24 protein-coding genes are annotated in these 18788 nt (G+C 49.4%); 18 read left to right on the top strand and 6 right to left on the bottom strand.

The genetic code is table 11. The features are described from left to right. Positions 1-70: 70 nt before the first annotated feature. Positions 71-364 (bottom strand): transposase, encoded by a 294-nt coding sequence (locus GRF59_RS24790; RefSeq protein WP_160500417.1) that lies wholly within the window; start codon positions 362-364, stop codon positions 71-73. Positions 365-574: 210 nt separating this feature from the next. Between GRF59_RS24790 and GRF59_RS24785 the strand changes: the two genes are divergently transcribed. Next, positions 575-799: a helix-turn-helix domain-containing protein gene (locus GRF59_RS24785; protein WP_036649309.1), complete on the top strand. Its 225-nt coding sequence runs from the start codon at positions 575-577 to the stop codon at positions 797-799. Positions 800-894: 95 nt separating this feature from the next. Here the strand turns inward: GRF59_RS24785 and GRF59_RS24780 are convergent, their stop codons facing one another. Then, complete coding sequence (locus tag GRF59_RS24780) at positions 895-2541, bottom strand: alkaline phosphatase (RefSeq protein ID WP_160500416.1); 1647 nt, start codon at positions 2539-2541, stop codon at positions 895-897. Between the two features lie 228 nt (positions 2542-2769). Between GRF59_RS24780 and GRF59_RS24775 the strand changes: the two genes are divergently transcribed. After that, a complete protein-coding gene (locus tag GRF59_RS24775) occupies positions 2770-3504 on the top strand; it encodes a class I SAM-dependent methyltransferase (protein ID WP_160500415.1) in 735 nt (244 codons plus the stop codon). A gap of 111 nt (positions 3505-3615) precedes the next feature. On the opposite strand, the gene GRF59_RS24770 is transcribed toward GRF59_RS24775, so the two are convergent. Next, a complete protein-coding gene (locus GRF59_RS24770) occupies positions 3616-3834 on the bottom strand; it encodes a DUF6199 family natural product biosynthesis protein (RefSeq protein WP_160500414.1) in 219 nt (72 codons plus the stop codon). Between the two features lie 289 nt (positions 3835-4123). On the opposite strand from GRF59_RS24770, the gene sigY reads away from it, so the two are divergent. From sigY to GRF59_RS24740, 6 genes are read left to right on the top strand one after another with little or no spacing between them, the layout of a single operon-like run. Then, the gene (gene sigY / locus GRF59_RS24765; protein WP_160500413.1) at positions 4124-4654 is read left to right on the top strand and encodes an RNA polymerase sigma factor SigY; all 531 of its coding nucleotides are present in this window, start codon (positions 4124-4126) and stop codon (positions 4652-4654) included. Continuing rightward, positions 4641-5054, top strand: coding sequence for a YxlC family protein (locus GRF59_RS24760; RefSeq protein WP_160500412.1), 414 nt, complete (start codon positions 4641-4643; stop codon positions 5052-5054). The genes sigY and GRF59_RS24760 overlap by 14 nt, the downstream gene beginning before the upstream one ends. Then, positions 5047-5277, top strand: coding sequence for a transcriptional regulator (locus GRF59_RS24755; protein ID WP_160500411.1), 231 nt, complete (start codon positions 5047-5049; stop codon positions 5275-5277). Before GRF59_RS24760 ends, GRF59_RS24755 begins: the two co-directional genes overlap by 8 nt. A 23-nt stretch (positions 5278-5300) precedes the next feature. Further along, a complete protein-coding gene (locus GRF59_RS24750; RefSeq protein ID WP_160500410.1) occupies positions 5301-5498 on the top strand; it encodes a PLD nuclease N-terminal domain-containing protein in 198 nt (65 codons plus the stop codon). After that, positions 5495-6415 (top strand): ABC transporter ATP-binding protein, encoded by a 921-nt coding sequence (locus tag GRF59_RS24745; RefSeq protein WP_160500409.1) that lies wholly within the window; start codon positions 5495-5497, stop codon positions 6413-6415. Before GRF59_RS24750 ends, GRF59_RS24745 begins: the two co-directional genes overlap by 4 nt. Further along, positions 6412-7191, top strand: a complete 780-nt coding sequence (locus tag GRF59_RS24740; protein WP_160500408.1) for an ABC transporter permease subunit — start codon at positions 6412-6414, stop codon at positions 7189-7191. The genes GRF59_RS24745 and GRF59_RS24740 overlap by 4 nt, the downstream gene beginning before the upstream one ends. An 87-nt stretch (positions 7192-7278) precedes the next feature. Here GRF59_RS24740 and GRF59_RS24735 read toward each other — a convergent pair whose 3' ends face one another. After that, positions 7279-7740 carry a DinB family protein gene (locus GRF59_RS24735; RefSeq protein ID WP_160500407.1) on the bottom strand — a complete coding sequence of 154 codons (462 nt, stop codon included), beginning with the start codon at positions 7738-7740 and terminating at the stop codon, positions 7279-7281. A 227-nt stretch (positions 7741-7967) separates the two neighbouring features. Here GRF59_RS24735 and gpmA point away from each other — a divergent pair, with 227 nt between their 5' ends. The 3 genes from gpmA (at position 7968) to GRF59_RS24720 (ending at position 10236) form a co-directional block, all read left to right on the top strand. After that, positions 7968-8717 (top strand): 2,3-diphosphoglycerate-dependent phosphoglycerate mutase, encoded by a 750-nt coding sequence (gene gpmA / locus GRF59_RS24730; protein WP_160500406.1) that lies wholly within the window; start codon positions 7968-7970, stop codon positions 8715-8717. A gap of 114 nt (positions 8718-8831) precedes the next feature. Next, entirely contained in the window at positions 8832-9176 is a 345-nt protein-coding gene (locus tag GRF59_RS24725; protein ID WP_160500405.1) for a DUF1904 family protein, read from the top strand. Between the two features lie 130 nt (positions 9177-9306). Next, the gene (locus GRF59_RS24720) at positions 9307-10236 is read left to right on the top strand and encodes a manganese-dependent inorganic pyrophosphatase (protein WP_160500404.1); all 930 of its coding nucleotides are present in this window, start codon (positions 9307-9309) and stop codon (positions 10234-10236) included. Positions 10237-10402: 166 nt separating this feature from the next. On the opposite strand, the gene GRF59_RS29510 is transcribed toward GRF59_RS24720, so the two are convergent. Then, the gene (locus GRF59_RS29510; protein ID WP_202128860.1) at positions 10403-10564 is read right to left on the bottom strand and encodes a hypothetical protein; all 162 of its coding nucleotides are present in this window, start codon (positions 10562-10564) and stop codon (positions 10403-10405) included. Positions 10565-10837: 273 nt separating this feature from the next. Here GRF59_RS29510 and GRF59_RS24715 point away from each other — a divergent pair, with 273 nt between their 5' ends. The 7 genes from GRF59_RS24715 to GRF59_RS24690 all read left to right on the top strand — a co-directional run bounded on the left by GRF59_RS24715 (position 10838) and on the right by GRF59_RS24690 (position 18011). Further along, positions 10838-11734: a TetR/AcrR family transcriptional regulator gene (locus GRF59_RS24715; protein ID WP_160500403.1), complete on the top strand. Its 897-nt coding sequence runs from the start codon at positions 10838-10840 to the stop codon at positions 11732-11734. A gap of 49 nt (positions 11735-11783) precedes the next feature. Continuing rightward, positions 11784-13013, top strand: a complete 1230-nt coding sequence (locus GRF59_RS24710; RefSeq protein ID WP_237392034.1) for an MFS transporter — start codon at positions 11784-11786, stop codon at positions 13011-13013. Between the two features lie 337 nt (positions 13014-13350). After that, positions 13351-15414 (top strand): GxGYxYP domain-containing protein, encoded by a 2064-nt coding sequence (locus GRF59_RS24705; RefSeq protein ID WP_160500401.1) that lies wholly within the window; start codon positions 13351-13353, stop codon positions 15412-15414. Positions 15415-15459: 45 nt separating this feature from the next. Beyond that, positions 15460-15594 (top strand): hypothetical protein, encoded by a 135-nt coding sequence (locus tag GRF59_RS30065; protein ID WP_272915023.1) that lies wholly within the window; start codon positions 15460-15462, stop codon positions 15592-15594. 36 nt (positions 15595-15630) lie between these two features. Beyond that, positions 15631-16164 carry a GNAT family N-acetyltransferase gene (locus GRF59_RS24700; protein WP_160500400.1) on the top strand — a complete coding sequence of 178 codons (534 nt, stop codon included), beginning with the start codon at positions 15631-15633 and terminating at the stop codon, positions 16162-16164. A gap of 91 nt (positions 16165-16255) precedes the next feature. Next, complete coding sequence (locus tag GRF59_RS24695) at positions 16256-17011, top strand: methyltransferase domain-containing protein (RefSeq protein ID WP_160500621.1); 756 nt, start codon at positions 16256-16258, stop codon at positions 17009-17011. A gap of 16 nt (positions 17012-17027) precedes the next feature. Then, positions 17028-18011: an MBL fold metallo-hydrolase gene (locus GRF59_RS24690; protein ID WP_341480136.1), complete on the top strand. Its 984-nt coding sequence runs from the start codon at positions 17028-17030 to the stop codon at positions 18009-18011. A 66-nt stretch (positions 18012-18077) separates the two neighbouring features. Here GRF59_RS24690 and GRF59_RS24685 read toward each other — a convergent pair whose 3' ends face one another. Next, positions 18078-18644 (bottom strand): phosphatidylglycerophosphatase A family protein, encoded by a 567-nt coding sequence (locus tag GRF59_RS24685; RefSeq protein WP_160500398.1) that lies wholly within the window; start codon positions 18642-18644, stop codon positions 18078-18080. Positions 18645-18788: the final 144 nt, after the last annotated feature.

Raw genomic sequence — 18788 nt, 5'->3', positions numbered from 1 at the left:
TGCAGGGGTGCATTTTTTATGAGATAAGAACGTTATCCCGCAAGACAGAAAGACTACTATCCATTAAAAATCATGAGCGCCGGTGAATCCAAAATCCGGCCGCGAGCCGGTAAGGGATATACAATCCGAGATAGGCACCCGTCATCAGAAACCAAGGATTCAACAGCACGTCATGAACATTTGTCGTAAACACCGTCTCGTTCGTCCTGTTCAAGTACACGGCTGCCGCGATGATGGAGCCTGCCGTGTAAAAAGAAACCAGCGCAAGCAAATGCCATATATACCTGACGGTTCTGCTACGCACAGCTAAGGCGGTCATGATCAACGGAACAACGATAAACCCGGCGATAAGCCAAAAAAGCAAAGCCAGCACCTCCTCCGATCTATTGTCGGCGCCAGCTAGCGAAATTAAACTTGTAACGATTCAGCGGATGCGCTGCAACGCGCCCATCAAGGCGCCAGCCTATTTTTTACCCGTAACGACACCATTGCCCGGTACCTTACATAATATGAGTTGACTGTATCCCTTTACCTTGTTATACCATACAAACCCAAGCAAGGAGGGGTGACACCATTGAAGGGAAACGATCATAAAAGCAAATTTTTATTGACTCACCGCGAACGTGAAGTGTTCGAGCTGCTTGTTCAGGATAAAACGACCCGGGATATCGCCGGACAGTTATTTATCAGTGAAAAGACGGTGCGGAACCACATCTCCAACGTCATGCAGAAACTCAATGTCAAAGGCCGTTCTCAGGCCGTCGTCGAGCTGATCAAGCTCGGGGAATTAAAGATCTGATCGATGCCTTCAAGCGCCCTTGGCCTTCTGTACTGTGTCTTCCTTATTTTTAAGGAGGGCATAGAGAGAAGGTTCTTTGCTATGTGTCGGTAAGATTATTTCAATAGTTCCAGCACACTGCGATCCGTCCACAATCGATCTCCGATGAGCAGTGTCGTAACCTTCAGCATTTTTTTCTGTCCGTTCACCACAGCAAAGTTTTTGTCCACTGCAAGACGAATCTGTTTCCCGCCCTTTTCGACGACTGCAACGGGGAATGCTTGATTGGAGTTATCGAATTTCACGGTTGCTCCAAGAGCCCGAATATCATGACCGGAAGCATACATATTCTTGTTCAGATCTTCCAGATTAAATTCCATGATGTATTGAACGTAATGATTGATATCCGTATTTTGAAGAACGCCGCTTTTTGCATAATCCGTCGGTCTGAAGTTATGAGGATGATAAGCGTACAGGACCACGTCTTCCGATGTATGATCTTCATTGGCAAAAGAGATGCCGGCTCTTTCTCCGAGCTTGCGGCCGATTACGCCTGAGAAGTCACCATCCTCCTGTTTCCAAGCGCGTTTAATTTCGGCGATCTCCTGGGTTGTCAAGCCGGTCAGACCATAATATTGCTCGAGCACTTGTTTAATATTGGATCCATTTTTATTAATCTTGTCTTGAATCGCATGATTCGTGAGTTTTGCTTTTTGCATGACGGCATTAAACTGCTGGGCTGAATCATAATTGGTAAGATACAGGCCGCCGGTATTGTGATCCGCCATCGAAATAACGGCAGTGTGGCCGTCCTTTTTGGCAAAGTCTATCGCCACTTTCATTGCTTTATCATAAGCGAGGGTCTCGCTAATCATGCCGGCTGGATCGTTCTCATGACCGAAGGTATCAATATCGCTTGCCTCTACCATCAGGAAAAACCCATTGGGATTGGAAGAGAGGATCGACAATGATTTGGTGGTCATTTCCGCCAAGCTCGGTTGTTCCTTCGGGTTGCGGTCGAAATCGGCATCCAGATTCCAAGGCTGGAACAAGCCCCAGATTTTCTTGGCTTTGGACTGATCCATTCCGGCCTTGTTCGTCACGTACTCATAGCCTTGGGCTTGAAGCGCCTTCGTCAGATCAACCCCGTCTGTGCGTGCCCCGCCGTCTTTCCCTTCAGGCTTCATGAGGGCAGATCCTCCGCCAAATAATACGTCGACTCCGCTGTATGCCATTTGTTTAGTAATGTTCTCCGATTCATTGCGGCTGATCGCATGGCTTACAAAGGCATCCGGTGTCGCATCATCCAGCGTGCAAGTGAAGACAAGTCCTGTAGACTTGCCCGCCAGTCTGGCTGCCTCCAAAATAGTGGAAACAGGTTTGTCCATCTCGCTTTCCTTCGTTGCTGCGACACCCGGCATGGTTACTTCGCGCGGGAGAATGCTCAAAGACTCGGTCACTGCTTTGTGGCCGGTGGCATAAGCCGTAGCTGCAGCACCTGAATCGGTCGTGATCGAGTTGGAAGCGTAGGTTCTAACGAGTCCGTTCACATAGGAATCCACTTCAAGCGGTTTTCCATTCTGGTACCAGCGCGTCAGACCGGTGATGCTGTTGCCCATTCCATCCGGGATGACCATGATAACATTTTTGACCTTCTGATCTTCCGTGCCCGATTCTGCATGGGATACAGTACTTCCCATCAAGCTTCCCGTAAGTATAGCTGCTGCGAACGTACTGTAAGCCCATGATCTCTTGGTATGCATTGGTGTTCTCTCCTTTTGGTTGTGTTAAACGAACCTATCCTTCTTCATATTCCCATATCAATCTCTTCGGAATGTTAAGAGAGTTCGATGGAAATGTTAATTGAGGAAGGATCGCGGTCTCATTCATGGATAGGAGAGTTGCTCAAGATGGCACAGAAGAGGGGGGAATTGTGCTAATATTCATGGTAAGAGTACGAGCGAAAGCGGAACCAGGAGATGAATTAATCGATGAAGCAAAATAAATACGATGATGCGAATTTCTTTTCTGCTTATGAAAAAATGCCAAGGTCGGTCGATGGACTTGAGGCTGCAGGGGAATGGTACGTTTTGAAAACGTTAATCCCCCGTCTGCGTAATAAAAATGTGCTGGATTTGGGCTGCGGCTTCGGTTGGCACTGCCGTTATGCCCGCGAGCAGCAAGCGAGTTCCGTGATTGGCGTTGATATTTCGGACAAAATGCTTCAAAAGGCTCGGGAAATGACGGACGATCCGTTGATTTCGTATGTGCAGATGCCAATCGAAGACATCCTTTTTGCTGACAATTCATTTGATGTGGTCATCAGTTCATTGGCTATTCACTATATTGAGTCGTTCGATTCGATATGCAAAAAAGTCCATGATTGTCTGACGGCAGGCGGTACGTTTGTTTTCTCCGTCGAGCATCCTATCTTTACTTCCCGCAACGAACAAGATTGGCATTATGATGATCAAGGGGAGCGGCTGCATTGGCCGGTGGACAACTATCAATCCGAAGGCATGCGTGAAACGACCTTTTTGACCGAAAACGTCATTAAATACCACCGAACCCTTTCAACGTATATGAATGACTTAATAGAAGCTGGTTTTAGCATCAATGCAGTCAAGGAATCCACGCCTTCGGATGAAATGTTGAAGAATATACCCGAGATGCAGGACGAAACGCGCAGACCCATGTTTTTGATGATCTCAGCAGAAAAGAAGTAGGGAATGTCATAATCAACATAGCGAGAAACGTAGTAAAAGCGGTTGCCGGACGATGCAGGCAGCCGCTTGTTTTTGTATAAGTATGCGAGAACCAGCTTTACCGCCGGGGCATTAAAAAAATGTTCGGAGCATTCCAACCAATATTAAAAAAACGCCGAGAACCGTAGTGAAAATCCCGCCGATTTGAGCCCATACCACATAGGACTCGCTGGGCTCGGATTCGCTTCCGACCTTCCAGCTATCATGATGTCTCCATCCGAACGATGGCTTATAGATTCGCATTAGACCAAACGCAAGTGCAACAACACCGAGGAAAATAATAACAACCATCTCATCATCTCCTTCTTAGTTAAGAACGTGATTCTCATAAAATAGTTACCGAATTAATATGAAAAAGGTACCGACTGGAGGTACTCAAACGATTCTGCTATATTTCGTTCGTTTTATTTCATATGTATTCATGAATGATGTGCTTCATGGAATGAATTCCCTGAACTTTTTTTAATATCCGGTGAACGATCCATGGAACCTAAACGTATTATGGGTGATTGCATGAGTCGCGTACGGACTTTGCGGTCATAATGGATCAAGAATCGATGAAAGGAGCGGGTGGCGGCAGGTGGACGAACATAAGCAAATCAAACGCGCCCAGCGCGGGGATGAGCAGGCAATGGCGCAGCTGCTGCAGGCCCACTACTCCTTTTTAATGAAATATCTCATCAAAATGACGATGAACCCGGTAATAGCGGAGGACTTGGCGCAGGAGACCATGTTGAGATGCATCGAGAAGATTCATCTATATAACGGAAAATCCAAATTCTCTTCCTGGCTCATCACGCTGGCAACGCGGATTTATATCGATCAGATGCGCCGCAGCCAGGTGGAGAAGCGTTGGAAGGACCAGGAGCAGGTACTCCGGCAGACCGAATGGCAGCTGAAGCATCACCAGGAAGCATGGACCGATGCGGTACAAGCGCTGTCTTTACTAACTTATGAGTGGCGGCTTCCGATATTGCTCAAGCATTATTACGGCTACACCTATGATGAAATTGCCGAAATCATGGACATCCCGCCGGGAACGGTGAAATCCAGAATATATCACGGATTGCAGCAGTTAAGAAAGGAGCTGACGACAGATGAAATGGAATAAACGGAAACATGGGAGCATGGGGCCGAGGACACCCGACTTGCCGCCGCAGGGGATGAAGCTGGACGAAGAAAGTTCCGCGGAGGATCAGGATCTGATCGCGCAGCTGCTGCATGGATTCGACCGGATGGATGCGACCATTCGGCATCCGGAGCCTCCTGCGCTCCACGACTTGGAGCAGCTCGTAGCGGAGCACAGGCAAAAGCTGCATAAACGCGCCGCCCTGGAATGGGCGATGTTTCTAATCGTTGCGCTTTTCATTATCGGTGGAAATATGTTTTTGGCGGCAAGCAGCTTTGCCATTTTTGTTGTTATTCAAGGCGTTGTCATGGTTGGCGTCATCGCCTATGCCTTGCGGTTCATTCGCAAATCCAGGAAGAAGGTGAAGTCAGGTCATGCATAGCACACATTCGGATTCAATACCCGTCTGGGGAATTGTTTTGGTTATATGTATCCTGCTTGCCCAAAGTTCCTGGCTGTTCATGAATGCACGCCGGCATACGAAGTATTACTGGATCTGGGGCATTGTCGGATTGATTCAGTGCCCGAGTCCGCTTATCGCTTATTGGTTCATCTATATTTACTGGCCGCGGAGAAAAGAGCGGCAAAAAAATCAAAACAAATAGAAAAAATACAAGGGGGAAAACACATGAGTACGGACATTCCATGGAATTTAATTGCACCGCTGATTGTCATCCAGCTGATCCTGGCTGTAGTGGGTCTCATATCTCTATATAAAGCGGCATCAACACGGGGACCCAAGTGGTTATGGGTGATCATTATATTGTGCGGCAACCTGCTGGGCTCCGTAGCCTACTTTGTCATCGGAAGGAAGGATGCTTCATGACGCCGCTGCTTCAGGTTGACGGATTAACCAAGCGTTTCAAGGAGCGTACGGTAGTAAAGGGGATTTCGTTTTCGGTGGCCGAAGGCAGCTGCGCAGCCCTCCTCGGACCAAACGGAGCAGGGAAAACGACAACGATCAGCATGCTTGCGGGTCTGCTTCAGCCGACGGAAGGATCTATTCAATTGCGGGTTGGCGGAAAACCCGTGCTTGATCGCAGGCCCTATATCGGATATTTGCCGCAAATGCCGGTATTCTATCCATGGATGAGTGGCAAAGAATTTTTGAACTATGCCGGAGAACTTGCCGGGCTTACAACCCGAGAGGCGGCGCTGAAGACCGGAGAGTGGCTGGAGGCCGTAGGCCTTGGCGCAGATGGACAACGAAAAATAGGAGGTTACTCCGGCGGGATGAAGCAGAGGTTGGGTTTGGCGCAGGCCTTGATCCATCGCCCCAAATTGCTCATTCTGGACGAGCCGGTCTCCGCGCTGGACCCCGCAGGACGGAAGGATGTACTCAGCCTGCTTCAGCGCATCCGCCGCGAAACGACAGTCCTGTTCTCGACGCATGTCCTGCATGATGCCGAAGAGATTTGTGATGAAATTCTCATGATTAAAGCCGGAGAAATCGCACTGCAGGGCAACCTGGAGCATATCCGCAGAGAGTACAGCGAGCCTGTGATCCGGATGGAAGTCGGCGGTGAGAAGGCATCCCAAGATTGGCTGGCTTCGGTCGGCAATAAAGCCTTTGTTCTTCAAGCAGAGATTGCCGGAACACGGGCGGAACTGACGGTTGCGGACGTGGAGCAAGCGTCGCATGAGTTGATGGAGGACGCGGTAGCTCATCACGTCATTTTCCGCAAATTCGAATCGGGGCAAAGCACGCTGGAGGATTTATTCATGAAGGTGGTGCAGGCATGAGGCAGTTCAGATTGTTTTTTCGCAAAGAAATGCTGGAGATGGGACGGAGCTATAAATGGTTATGGGTGCCGCTGGTCTTTTTAATGCTGGGGGTGATGCAGCCGATCGTGACCCGTTTCATGCCGGAAATCCTGAAATCGGCGGGAAACATGCCCAAAGGCATGACGATTACGATGGAGCCGCCTTCGGGAGCGGAGGTGATGGCGCAGACGCTTAGCCAATACAATTCCGTCGGACTGCTCATCTTGGTGCTATCATTGATGACGATGATTTCGGGAGAGCGCCAGAGCGGCGTTTCCCAGATGATTTTCTCCAAGCCTGTGTCGTTTGTGTCTTATACGGCAGCCAAATGGATGAGCATGCTGTCGCTGATTACCGTTTCCTTCGTGCTCGGCTACGCGGGTGCCTGGTATTATACCGCGCAAATGATCGGTCCGGTTGACGCGGCTGCAGCAGTCAAAGCAGGACTGTTTTATCTGCTGTGGATGTGGTTCGCGGGGTCGCTCACGCTGCTGGTCAGTTCTCTTCTGAATCCTGCGGCGGGAATTGCTTTTGTCAGCTTGGGCGCAGCCCTGCTGCTATCCCTAATGTACGGCATGATTCCTGAATATTTGGCTTGGAGTCCCGGGGCGCTTCCTCAGTTAGCCATCACGTTCCTTCAGCGGGAAGGCGGGGATACGGGCAAGGCGGGAGCTCTTGCAATTAGCATTCTCTGCATGGCTGTCTTTTTTGCTGGCGCTGTATCTATGGTCAAATATAAAAAATCCAAAATATAGAAAAGTTATTTACCGATCTAACATCATATGTAATAATATGGATATAAGAAATACCCTGACTTCTTTTCAAGCCAGGGTATCTTTGTTTTAGCCTAGCACCTTCAGCATCGCGCTGATCATGCCCAAATGCGAGTTTTCGTGGTTGATATTTACGAAAAGGGCTTCGTCGACGGTTTCCGCTTTGGCAAAATTCTCTTTCATCGTCAGAGGCTCCTGAAGCTTGCCGCTGAAAGTATCCTCAATCAGCTTGCATTGCTGGGTCAGCTCTTCGATCAGCGCATCCCAAGCCGGTGGCTCTTCCGTCCAATCGGAAGGCTTGGTGCCATTACCGAAGAATGTTTTATAGCTTTCCGGAATGACGGATTCTTTCCCCGCGAACTGGAATGCGATTAAATTCGTTACTGTCAGCAGATGCCCGATCTGCCAGTGAATGCTGTTGTTGAATCCTTCGGGAATCACGTTGCGTTTTTCCTCAGGAAGTTTTTCGACTTTTTGGATGATGTTGCTGCGCGTACGCAGCATGAGTCCGAATATATAACCGTCTCTCATGTGAAAATGTTCCTCCTTACAATATGTAATTTCCATTCAATTTTACAGTACAGGGGATGAAGGAGCAAATGCATCGCTACCACATCTTCAAACTGAAATGTCTCACATCGAACAATAATACGGTACGCATGCATCAAAGAACGGAATAAGGTTTAAAAAAATAGGATAGGCAAACAATAGACTGTGCAATCCGCGCAGCCGAATCAGTGAGGGAGGTATAGATAGCCATGTTCAAAGTCGTTCTGGTAAGACACGGCGAAAGCATATGGAATCAGGAGAACCGTTTTACTGGCTGGACGGATGTTGATCTGACGGAAAAAGGCGTCCGTGAAGCGATCAAAGCCGGAGAATTGCTCAAAAAGGTACCCTACGAGATCGATATCGCGTTTACCTCTGTCCTGAAAAGGGCGATCAAGACGCTGAACTACATACTTGACGCTAATGATCTTCTCTGGATTCCGATCCACAAAAGCTGGAAGCTGAACGAGCGTCATTATGGCGCGCTTCAAGGATTGAACAAGCAAGAGACGGCGGAGAAGTATGGGGCCGAACAGGTGCAATTGTGGCGAAGAAGTTTCGACGTGCCGCCGCTTCAGATTACTGCCGAGGATGACCGGTATCCGCAAAAGGATAAGCGCTACGGTCGCTTGACCGAGCAGGAGATTCCGCTGGGCGAAAGCTTGAAGGATACCATTGCAAGGGTGGTTCCTTATTGGGAAGCGGAAATCGTACCCCAGATCAAGGCCGGCAAAAAGGTGCTGGTCGTGGCGCATGGCAACAGTCTCCGGGCGCTAATGAAAGTCCTGGAAGAAATCAGCGATGAGGATATCGTGGATTTGAATATTCCAACCGCCGTGCCAATTCTGTATGAGCTGGATGATAACCTGAGGCCGCTTAACCGCCATTTTCTCGGCGATGAAGAGCGGGTGCAGGAGAAGATCGATGTGGTGGCCAACCCGTCGAAAATCATGGAGTAGCTGTAAGTTCATGGAGGAGTCCCTTTCGCGAGGTGACTCCTCCGGTGTTTTTGTGGTAGGGTATATTATACCAGTACACTTGATACACCAACCTCAAGAAAGAAGGGAACAGCTTTGCCTTTTGTCAGATTTACGGGATTTGAGAAAACAGTGGTAGAAACTGTCGCACCCGCTATTATCGAAGAGTTGGCAGCCATCGCCAACATTCCGCAGGAAATCGTAAAAATTGAGCTTTTGCATGTGGAAAAAATCACAAACAGCCCGCAGTCGGTTGAGATCTTCATGTTTCCAAGGGAGCAGGAGAAGCATGACGCCATTGCGAAGATGATAGACGGACATTTACAAAATCAAGGCTTCACGCGCACTCATATTTTTTATGTTCTGCTGCAGCCATCGCTTTACTATAAAGAAGGACTGCCCTTGAACGAGATTCCGAGAAAAACGGTTCAAGAAGCCTGATCCTTTGCATCTGTAAATAAATCTCTGTAAAGGAATTGGAATATTACCAGATTACCGCTATAATCGAATGTAGACCAAGACATTTCTGGAATGTCTGTACTTTATACATGATAAGGAGATATGAAAACTCATGGCTAAAACATTGATTTTCGGACATAAAAATCCGGATACGGACACGATCACATCAGCTATTGTTTATTCCTATTTGAAGAACCAGCTCGGTTTCGATACCGAAGCCGTACGTCTGGGCAATGTCAACGGTGAAACGCAGTATGCGCTGGATACTTTCAAGGTAGCGGCTCCGCGCCTCGTGGAAAAAGTGGCTGGGGAAGTGTCCGAAGTTATTCTCGTCGACCACAATGAACGCCAGCAAAGCGCTGACGATATCGATCAAGTGCGCGTGACGGAGGTTATCGACCACCACCGCATCGCGAATTTCGAGACAAGCCATCCGCTGTATTACCGTGCTGAGCCCGTAGGCTGCACCGCTACGATCCTGAACAAGATTTTCAAAGAAAAAAATGTGGCCGTAACCAAGGAAATGGCCGGTCTTATGGTATCGGCGATTGTTTCGGATACGCTGCTGCTTAAATCCCCTACCTGCACCGATGAAGACGTGGCAGCCGTTCGCGAATTGGCTGACATCGCCGGCGTGAACCTGGAAGAGTATGGCCTGGAAATGCTGAAAGCCGGAGCCGACATGAGCAGCAAAACGATTGCTGAGCTCATTTCCCTGGACGCGAAGGAATTCCAAATGGGCAGTCACAAAGTGGAGATCGCTCAAGTCAATGTCGTAGATACGAACGACGTTCTGAACCGCCAAACAGAGCTTGAAGACGCCCTGAACAACATTATCAACCAAAAAGGCCTGGATCTGTTCGTATTCGTGGTTACCGATATCCTGAACAATGATTCCGTAGCCCTGGCACTGGGCAAGAACGCTCCGGCCGTTGAAACCGCGTATAACGTGAAGCTCGAGAATAATACGGCTGTACTTAAAGGCGTTGTATCCCGCAAATCGCAAATCGTTCCTGTTCTGACGGAAACATTGAGTAAATAAAGCTGCTTCCTTTTTCAAAATAAAGGCGTTGGACCCCGTTAACGGGTCTAACGCCTGTTTGTTATGCGATAACATCAAGCAGCCGCAACAATGAAAAACCTGTTCATGTCTGAACAGGTTGGGTTTATAAATAGTATGCAGTTCTGGGAGAAGGGATTTGATACCATTATTGCTCGGAATTTTCGTCTTCCTCGGAATCTTCTTCTTCGGATTCAAATTCAGCTTCTTCGTCTTCTTCTTCCTCGTCTTCGCTTTCTTCAATGTCCTCGATTTGAGATTCTTGTGCCTCTTCGTCGGAAAGCAGCAATTCGTTTTCGAAATTTTCCATGTTTAATCCCTCCATTTTATACACTTATTCATAAGTGCAACTTCAATATATCACTTGTCTATCAAAACGTTTGTCATAATATGAGTGCGCTATCACTTTATTTTCTGTAATATTTCGGCAAATAACGGGTTGTCCTGCGGGTTTGTCGAAGGTTCATTCTATGTCTTGACGGGATGGGCACAGCAAGTTATAATTCGATAAAACTGCATCGTTTAGTTGCAAAACCGTGTAGTTTTTTTGGGTAGTGAAATTCAATGAGGAAGTGAAAAAGCCATGACGAGCGACCGTAAACAGGAAATCATGGATGCTGCCATTCATATTTTCTCCCGCAAGGGCTTTAACGGTTCAACCATGCAGGATATTGCCGAGGGTTGCGGCATGTCCAAAGCAACGCTGTATCAGCACTACAAATCCAAGGACCAGCTTCTTCTGTCCATTTTTCATATGATAAACGACCGGTTATATGTCAAACTGCAGGCCAGCATGAACCAGGTACATACGACGTCGGCCGACAGCCTGAGAGATCAGATCGAGCTGCAGCTTCAGGATTCACTCGCGCATCGCGATTTGATCCGGATGCTCATTACGGAAAATCCCAACTCGTACAACGAGGAGGTCTTGAAAGCATCGGGGGCCATGCGCGGGAGGATGATCCGGCATTACGAAAAGATGTTCCACACCGTCTATGGCCCCCGGATCGAGCCGTATGCCGTAGATTTGGTGTACTCGCTGCTGGCGCTTCTCGAGCAATACAGCGGCCTGGTCATTTTGGAAAATGCGGCCATTAGCATGAAAGAGCTATCCTATTATATTTTGAAGATGCTGGATTATATGGCGGAAGGGCTCATGAAGGAAGAGGGCCTGAAGCCGATTCTCGGCGAGCATAACTACCCCGAATATTTGAGATGCGACATCACGGAGCCGGAGACGGATAGCGTGGAAGGCCTCATCTGCCGGATGTACCGCAGAGCGGATTCGCTTTCGAAATCCGGAAAAGAAGAGCAGGACGTGCGCGATTCGATCCTTTTGCTTGACCAGGAGCTGAAAAGCCCGACGCCGCGCAGATTCATCGTGCAGGGGATGCTGCTCAATCTGCAGCAGATTGAAGAATTGGCCGGACTGGCAGGCCGACTGGCGTCGATGCCGCAAATCAAAAGTTATTTAAATTAAGGATAATCGACAGAAAATCCTTAAGATGCGAAAAGGAGAACTAACACTCATGTCATCCGGCACCAAAACCAACAAGTCTCTCATTGTATTGATGATCAATATGTTTATTGCCATGTTGGGCATCGGCCTCGTCATTCCGATCCTGCCCAAGCTGTTAGAGGATTTTAATGCCGGAGGAACGGCCGCGGGTTATCTGATTGCCGCCTCCGGATTGACGCAATTTTTGTTTTCGCCGCTAGCGGGTGAATGGTCCGATAAATACGGACGGAAACGGATGATTGTGCTGGGACTCGTGCTGTTCACGCTCTCCCAATTTTTATTTGCGATCGCGGGTGTCATGTGGCTGCTCTATGTCTCCCGCTTCCTTGGCGGCATTGGCGCGGCCATGATGGTTCCGGCCATGATGGCCTATGTGGCCGACAGCACGACAGAGGATACGCGGGGAAAAGGTCTCGGCATGCTGGGGGCCGCAATGTCTCTTGGATTTGTTATCGGACCGGGCATCGGCGGATTTCTTGCGGATTTGGGTCTTCGTGCTCCTTTTTACATTTCGGCGCTGGTGGCGGCGATTGCAACGGTCCTGTCCTTTTTTATGCTGAAAGAAACCTTGTCCGAAGAGCGTCTGCAGGCGGCAAGACAATCACAGCAAAAACGAGAAAGTATTGTGAAACAGCTGATCACTTCGGTGAAAGCACCGTACTTCATCTATTTGATCCTGGTGTTTACGTTAACGTTCGGCCTCGTCAATTTTGAAGCGGTATTCAGCTTGTTCGTGGATAACAAATACGGCTACACGACCAAAGAGATTTCGGTCATGATCACCGTCGGTGCGCTCGTGGGCGTTGTGGTCCAAGGTGCGCTGATCAACAAGCTGCTGCATCGGTTTGGCGAAAATAAGCTCATCAACGTGTCTTTCCTGATTTCTGCGATCATGATGGTGCTGATGTTGTTATCTGGGAACTTCTGGTATAACATGGTCCTGATCCTGATATTCTTCACATTCACATCCATTATGAGACCGGCGATCAATACGGTTCTTTCCAAAATGGCTGGAAGCGAGGAGCAGGGCTTCGTAATGGGGATGAACAATGCCTATATGAGCCTGGGCAATATTTTCGGCCCGGCGCTTGCCGGGATTTTATTCGATGTGCACGTGAACCTGCCTTATTCCTTTGGAGCCATCGTTCTGGTACTGAGCCTGGTTCTGTCCCTTTCATGGGGAAAGAGAATCACAGGGCGTAATAAGCAAAAGCTTGAAGCAATAAGCAACGAGGGGTAATTTTCGTCCCCTAAAACAAATGAACGGATCAACCATAAGCTGGCGTCGGTATGCAAACCGATTCCAGCTTTTTTATTTTATAAGCCACAAAATCTGCAAAAGCAGGCAGCCGTTTCATGACGAAATCGAATATCCGAACTCTTGTGCCACCTTTGGACCACCTGCATGCCTCCCGAGCACTATTTTTCCAACAGATTTTGTCGAAGGACTTTAAATATCATATTAGATATATTAAATATATATTACATGGTATTAATGGGGGTGATTTCTACTTTAAGCAAAGCCATATTTGTATGAGGCACGTACCCATTCGAAAAAAAGTTGAGGTGTGTTGTGCATGTTTCGGAAATTCGCTACGGTTTGTCTTACTCTGATCTGTCTATTGTCCATGTCTGTGGGAGCATCCGCTGAGCAGGCGGCCGGTTCGCCTTCTTCATCCGGCGATATTCACTGGCCAGAATCGCAAGCGCTCCCATCCTTCGAAAAAGCCAAGAAACTGGAAGTCGCAGATGTTTACGACGAACCCGGAGACATCAAAATACTCATGGCCACACTGCAGGGAATTGTGAACCGCAAGGAGCCGCGGATCTACCTCTTGGAGAATCAAGAGGAAGGGAAGAAGACATGGCTGAATGATTTGAAAGTCCCTTATACGTTGCATGACGATTCCTGGGAGATCATGGACAAATTCAAACATGAGGTGAAGGGCATCATTATTTATGACCCTAAAGTGCCGGACAGCATTAATGTCGCCACAACACTCGCCGGGTTAAAAAACGCCGTTGTTGCCAGTCCTGAGCTAAGCTCCCAATTGACGGCTTCCCCGTATCATTTTAAAGTCCTTGACGATCTCCGAGGGAAATTCAAGAATCGGATGGATGCTTACAATTGGCAGTACGATAACCTCTGGAAGCAGACGACGCACCGGATGCTGATCGGGCTCAGCCCGGATACATCGGTTAAGCTGCCTCCGGGTCTTCCGGCATCCTTCAAGGTGGTCGCGGAAGAAACGACGGAGGAGCGCGACGCGAAAAACCGGAAAACTTATGATTTGGACTTATCCTCGTTTTTGGGCCAGGAAGCGGTGTATCTCCGTTTCGAAGATGCGTTCCAGCAGGATGGATGGGGGGCGGCGGTACACGAAGTTACCGTGAAGGCGGACGATCAGGTGATCGCGCACTTCATTCCCGGGACGGAGGACGAAAAGCCGTTTTTATACGATGCACAAGATTCGCAGCTGTCCGGCGGTAGCGGAGGGCACCGATTTGCGGATAACGGACGATATTTCGTGTACAAATTCAAGGTGCCGCAAGGGGCCCGGAATGTAACGGCATCCGTCGATATGTGGAACGAGTTCAAAGTGTATGCAGGGAATGAAGAACCGCCTTCCTCGGAACAGAAGGAGCCCTATGGTTATCTTCGCGACTACGCGGTAGCGAACAAGGCGATGGTTTTCTGGCTGGATTCCAATGTACCGGAGCAAAAGGCGCTGTTCGAGAAAATCCTGTCCGGCGTGAAGCCCGGGACGCCTTACCTGGGATGGTTCAGCAACGACACTGACGGCGAATTCAGCGGGGTCGAAATCACTTCGAACCATAGCGTATACGTCCTTGCCGCAGACTGGTTCAGCAATTTAACTGTATTTTCCGGTACGAATGCAAAAGTTACTCCTGCGGCACAAAAGCCCCGAGCACCAAAGTTGGAAAATAAAATCTATGTCACCTATACCTTCAGTGAAGGGGACAATTTGCAATATAACCAGCACCGCATGCGTAATCTTTGGGATGATCCCAACCGGGGAAAGGTGCCAATCAACTGGACGTCCAGCCCGATCCTCTATGACGCGGCTCCGACCATGCTAAATTATTACCAGAGCACGGCAACCCCGAATGACCAGTTGATCGCGGGTCCGTCGGGAGCGGGTTATTTTTATCCGAATGCTTGGCCTGAAAAGACGCTGCCGGCCTTTTTGAAGCAATCTTATTCGTATATGAAGAAGAGTGGAATGATGGTACCCTACGTGCTTAACCGGGTTGCAAACCAGAATGTTCCCCTTAGCGATGCAGTCGCAAAAGCTTATAAGGAACATCTCCATTCGGATGGATTGTTCTTGAGCTGGGAGGATCATTCCGGCGTTGAAATCGTGAAAGGAAATCTGCCGGTATCGACCATTCAGGGTGTCGGCAGCGCGAAGGATGCTCAAAAGATTCTGGCGGATGCCAAAGCAAAATGGGACGGCAATTCGCCGATGTTCGTCTCCTTGGGACTGCTTGCTTGGAATATGACCCCTACAGATGTGGTGGCCATTTCCGATTCCCTCGGCCCAGAGTATAAGCAGGTGCTGGCTGATCCGTATTTCTCGCTCATTCGAGAAGCCTACAAGCTGCCATCGAAACCTTAAATATCATCCGCCCAATGGTCTGCTCATAAGAGCAGGCCGTTTGGCGTGCGTACACGGCTGGGGCATCCGTGGTGCGGCGAGCATCCCGGGCATCATGTTGTTTGCAGGGCGGACACGTTTGCCGATCCCGCACCAACAAAGTCTTCGCCTTGGCAAGCTCAGGCAGATGCATTAAGCTGAGAACATATACATTGCAGAAAGCAGGGGGGAGCTGAAATGGTCTTGGAGACGGAAAGACTGATCATTCGCGAGTATCGTGATGACGATCGGGAAAGCGTGCATCGTTACGCTTCTGATCCAATCGTAACGCGGTATACGCTATGGGGGCCGAATACCCTTGAGGATACCCAAGCTCATATTGCCATGATGCTTACGATGCAGCGGGAAGAGCCGAGAACAGGATATGAGTTTGCGGTCACGCTAAAGTCTGGCGGGGAATTGATCGGCGGCGTTGGTCTGCATGTGAATGGCTCTAACGGAGAGATCGGATACTGCTACCATCCGGATTATTGGGGCCGGGGTTATGCTTATGAAAGTGCGCTCGCCATGTTGGAACTGGGCTTTACGCAGCTGGGATTACATCGGATATACGCAACTTGCCGTCCGGAAAATACAGGCTCGGAGCGCGTCATGCAGAAGCTCGGCATGCAGAAGGAAGGCCACCTTCGGGAGCATCTGCGTTCCAATAAAGGCGGATTTGTTGACTCCTACCTCTATTCCATACTGATTCAGGATTATACAGCGAATTGAAGTCTTTTGCTCTCCGATGGGTAGAATATGGTTCATACCGATGCATTTTACTGTATTTATAGGGTGAACCCATACTCAGGAGGACATCATGATCAAAGACTGGTTCGAAAAAAGCTTTGGAGAAGATTATCTGCTTGTTTATCAACACCGGGATGCGGAAGGAGCCGTCCGCGAGGTCAAGAAAATGATTTCCTGGCTGGATCTCCCCCCAGGCGCCCGCGTCCTTGATTTATGCTGCGGCACCGGCCGCCATTCGCTGGCGCTGGCTGATGCCGGTTATCGTGTCAGCGGTGTGGACTTGTCGGGGGTGCTGCTGCGCGAGGCGCAAAAGATGGACACCCGGCAGCGCGTCGAGTGGCATCAGGCCGATATGCGGGAGCTTCCGCTGGAAGGGCATTTCGATGCCGTTCTTAATTTGTTTACTTCCTTCGGATATTTTCGGGAGGACGGGGAGCAGATGAAGGTGCTCAAAGAGATTTACCGGATGCTAGAGCCCGGCGGCCGGTTTATTATTGACTTCATGAACTCGCCCCATGTCAGGGCCCATCTGGTACCGAAATCAGAGCGTACGGCCGGGGGCGAGCGGATCGTCGAAGAGCGGAGGATTGAAGAGGACTTTGTGAAAAAGGATATCGCGATCACGCCGCAGGACGGTGAGGGCAAGGAACGTTGTTACCATGAACGGGTAAAGCTATATACTTTGAAGCAGCTGAGGCAGATGCTTACGGATTCGGGGCTTGCCATCGATGAGGTCTATGGCGGGTATGATGAAGACGAGAGCTATCAGGAGCAATCGTCCCAGCGGATGATTTTCGTGGGGCACCGTCCCAAGCTGCAAGAGATGTGAAAAGAGGGTTAGACAAGTGAACATGCCGGAAATAACAGATCATCACAACGGAATCATTCAAGTGAAAATTTCGATGTCCTTCCCGCTCCGGTGGGTGAACAGCTATGTGCTGCAGGGACCGGAGGGATTAACGATTATCGATCCCGGACCGCACACGCCGGAGAATGAAGAAGAATGGAACCGGGCATTTGCGGAAATCGGCAGGACCATCAGCGACGTCAAACACATTGTGCTGACGCATCATCATCCGGATCACCTGGGCTGTTCGGGATGGATTCAGCAGCAGTCCGGCTGCAAAGTATGGATGTCGGAGCGCTCTTATCAGGAAACCCGGTTGATGTGGGGACCTGACTCTACGATGAATTCGGATTTGCCTGAGCTTTTCCGCAGCCATGGGATGCCTGCTGAATGGACAGATCAGCTCGAAGTACATATGAACAGCTTTGTGCCGCAGGTTACTCCTTCGCCGGAGGTCTCATTTATTCCGATGGGACAGCACCTTGTCATGGGCGGTCGTGAATGGATGCCTGTAGAAACGGCGGGGCATGCACCGGGGCACGTATCCTTTTACCATGAGGAGAGCGGCGAGATTCTGTGCGGTGATGCCGTACTGCCGCAGATTTCACCGAACGTGAGCCTGACGCCGGGAAGCGACCCGGAGCCGCTGCAATCCTTTTTGAAGGGGCTGCTGAAGCTGAAGAATCTAGAGGTCAGCACCGCGTATCCGGGGCACCGTAATCCCTTCAAGCACTTCGGGGAACGGCTGGAGGCACTCCTGCTTCATCATGAAGAGCGGCTCGTTAAGATCGAGCAGATGCTAGATTCCGCACCGGCTACTGGCTTTAAGCTGTGTGTCTCGCTTTTCAGCAGCAAGCTTGGCATTCACCAAATGCGATTTGCGATGTGCGAGACACTGGCGCATACCCGGGAGCTGGAGCGCCGTGGACGGGTTACCTCATTTCGAAATAAAGATGACATCATATGTTACAAGATGAAGTGAGCCGGTTATTTAAAATGCAAAAGGGACAGTTCCAAATGGAACTGTCCCTTTCTTGCTGCATATTCATTAATCTTCCGGCAGTTCCGATGTGATGCCTTCGAGCTGCTGCTCACGTTCGGCTTGCTTCCGATGGGCGATCCGGCTGCTGGCGGCCGCGGCGATAGCGCCGACGATATCGTCCAGGAAGGTATGGGTTTCTCCGGTGCTCTTATCATTCAAACGTTCCAGAATGCCGGGTTTCAGCTTATCCACGTATCCGTAGTTGGTAAAGCCGATGCTGCCATACACATTGACGATGGAAAAGGCCAGAATCTCATCGACGCCGTACAGGCCTTCATCATTCTCAAGCATTTCCTGCAGCGGTGAGAACAGCTTTCCTTCCTCGGCGAGTATATCAAGCTGAATACCGGTCAGCACGGCATTTTGCACCTCGCGTTTGCTGAGCACCTTGTTGACGTTATCCAAGCATTCTTCCATCGTCAGATCAGGATAATATTTCTTCTGAAGCAGCATCACAAGCTCCGCGATTTCCTCCAGCTTCACGCCCCTTTTATGCAGCCATTCCCGGGTTGCGGTGGCTACCTTTTGACTGTTCAGGCTATATGGAATCTTCTCGTTCTTCGGGTCACTCATCTTATCCCCCCGTTATCGTATGGTAGTAAGATTGTACGTTCCTCACATATCGTTTGTCCAGTTTTACCCAAAGACTCAAAGGATATACGAGGTTTACGAATGCGCGGATTTGGGTCCTGAACTTCCGTTACACGTGGATCTTTT

This window comes from Paenibacillus dendrobii, assembly GCF_009807035.1.
GTDB lineage: Bacteria > Bacillota > Bacilli > Paenibacillales > Paenibacillaceae > Paenibacillus_AQ > Paenibacillus_AQ dendrobii.
This window is presented reverse-complemented; position numbering and strand designations above follow the sequence as displayed.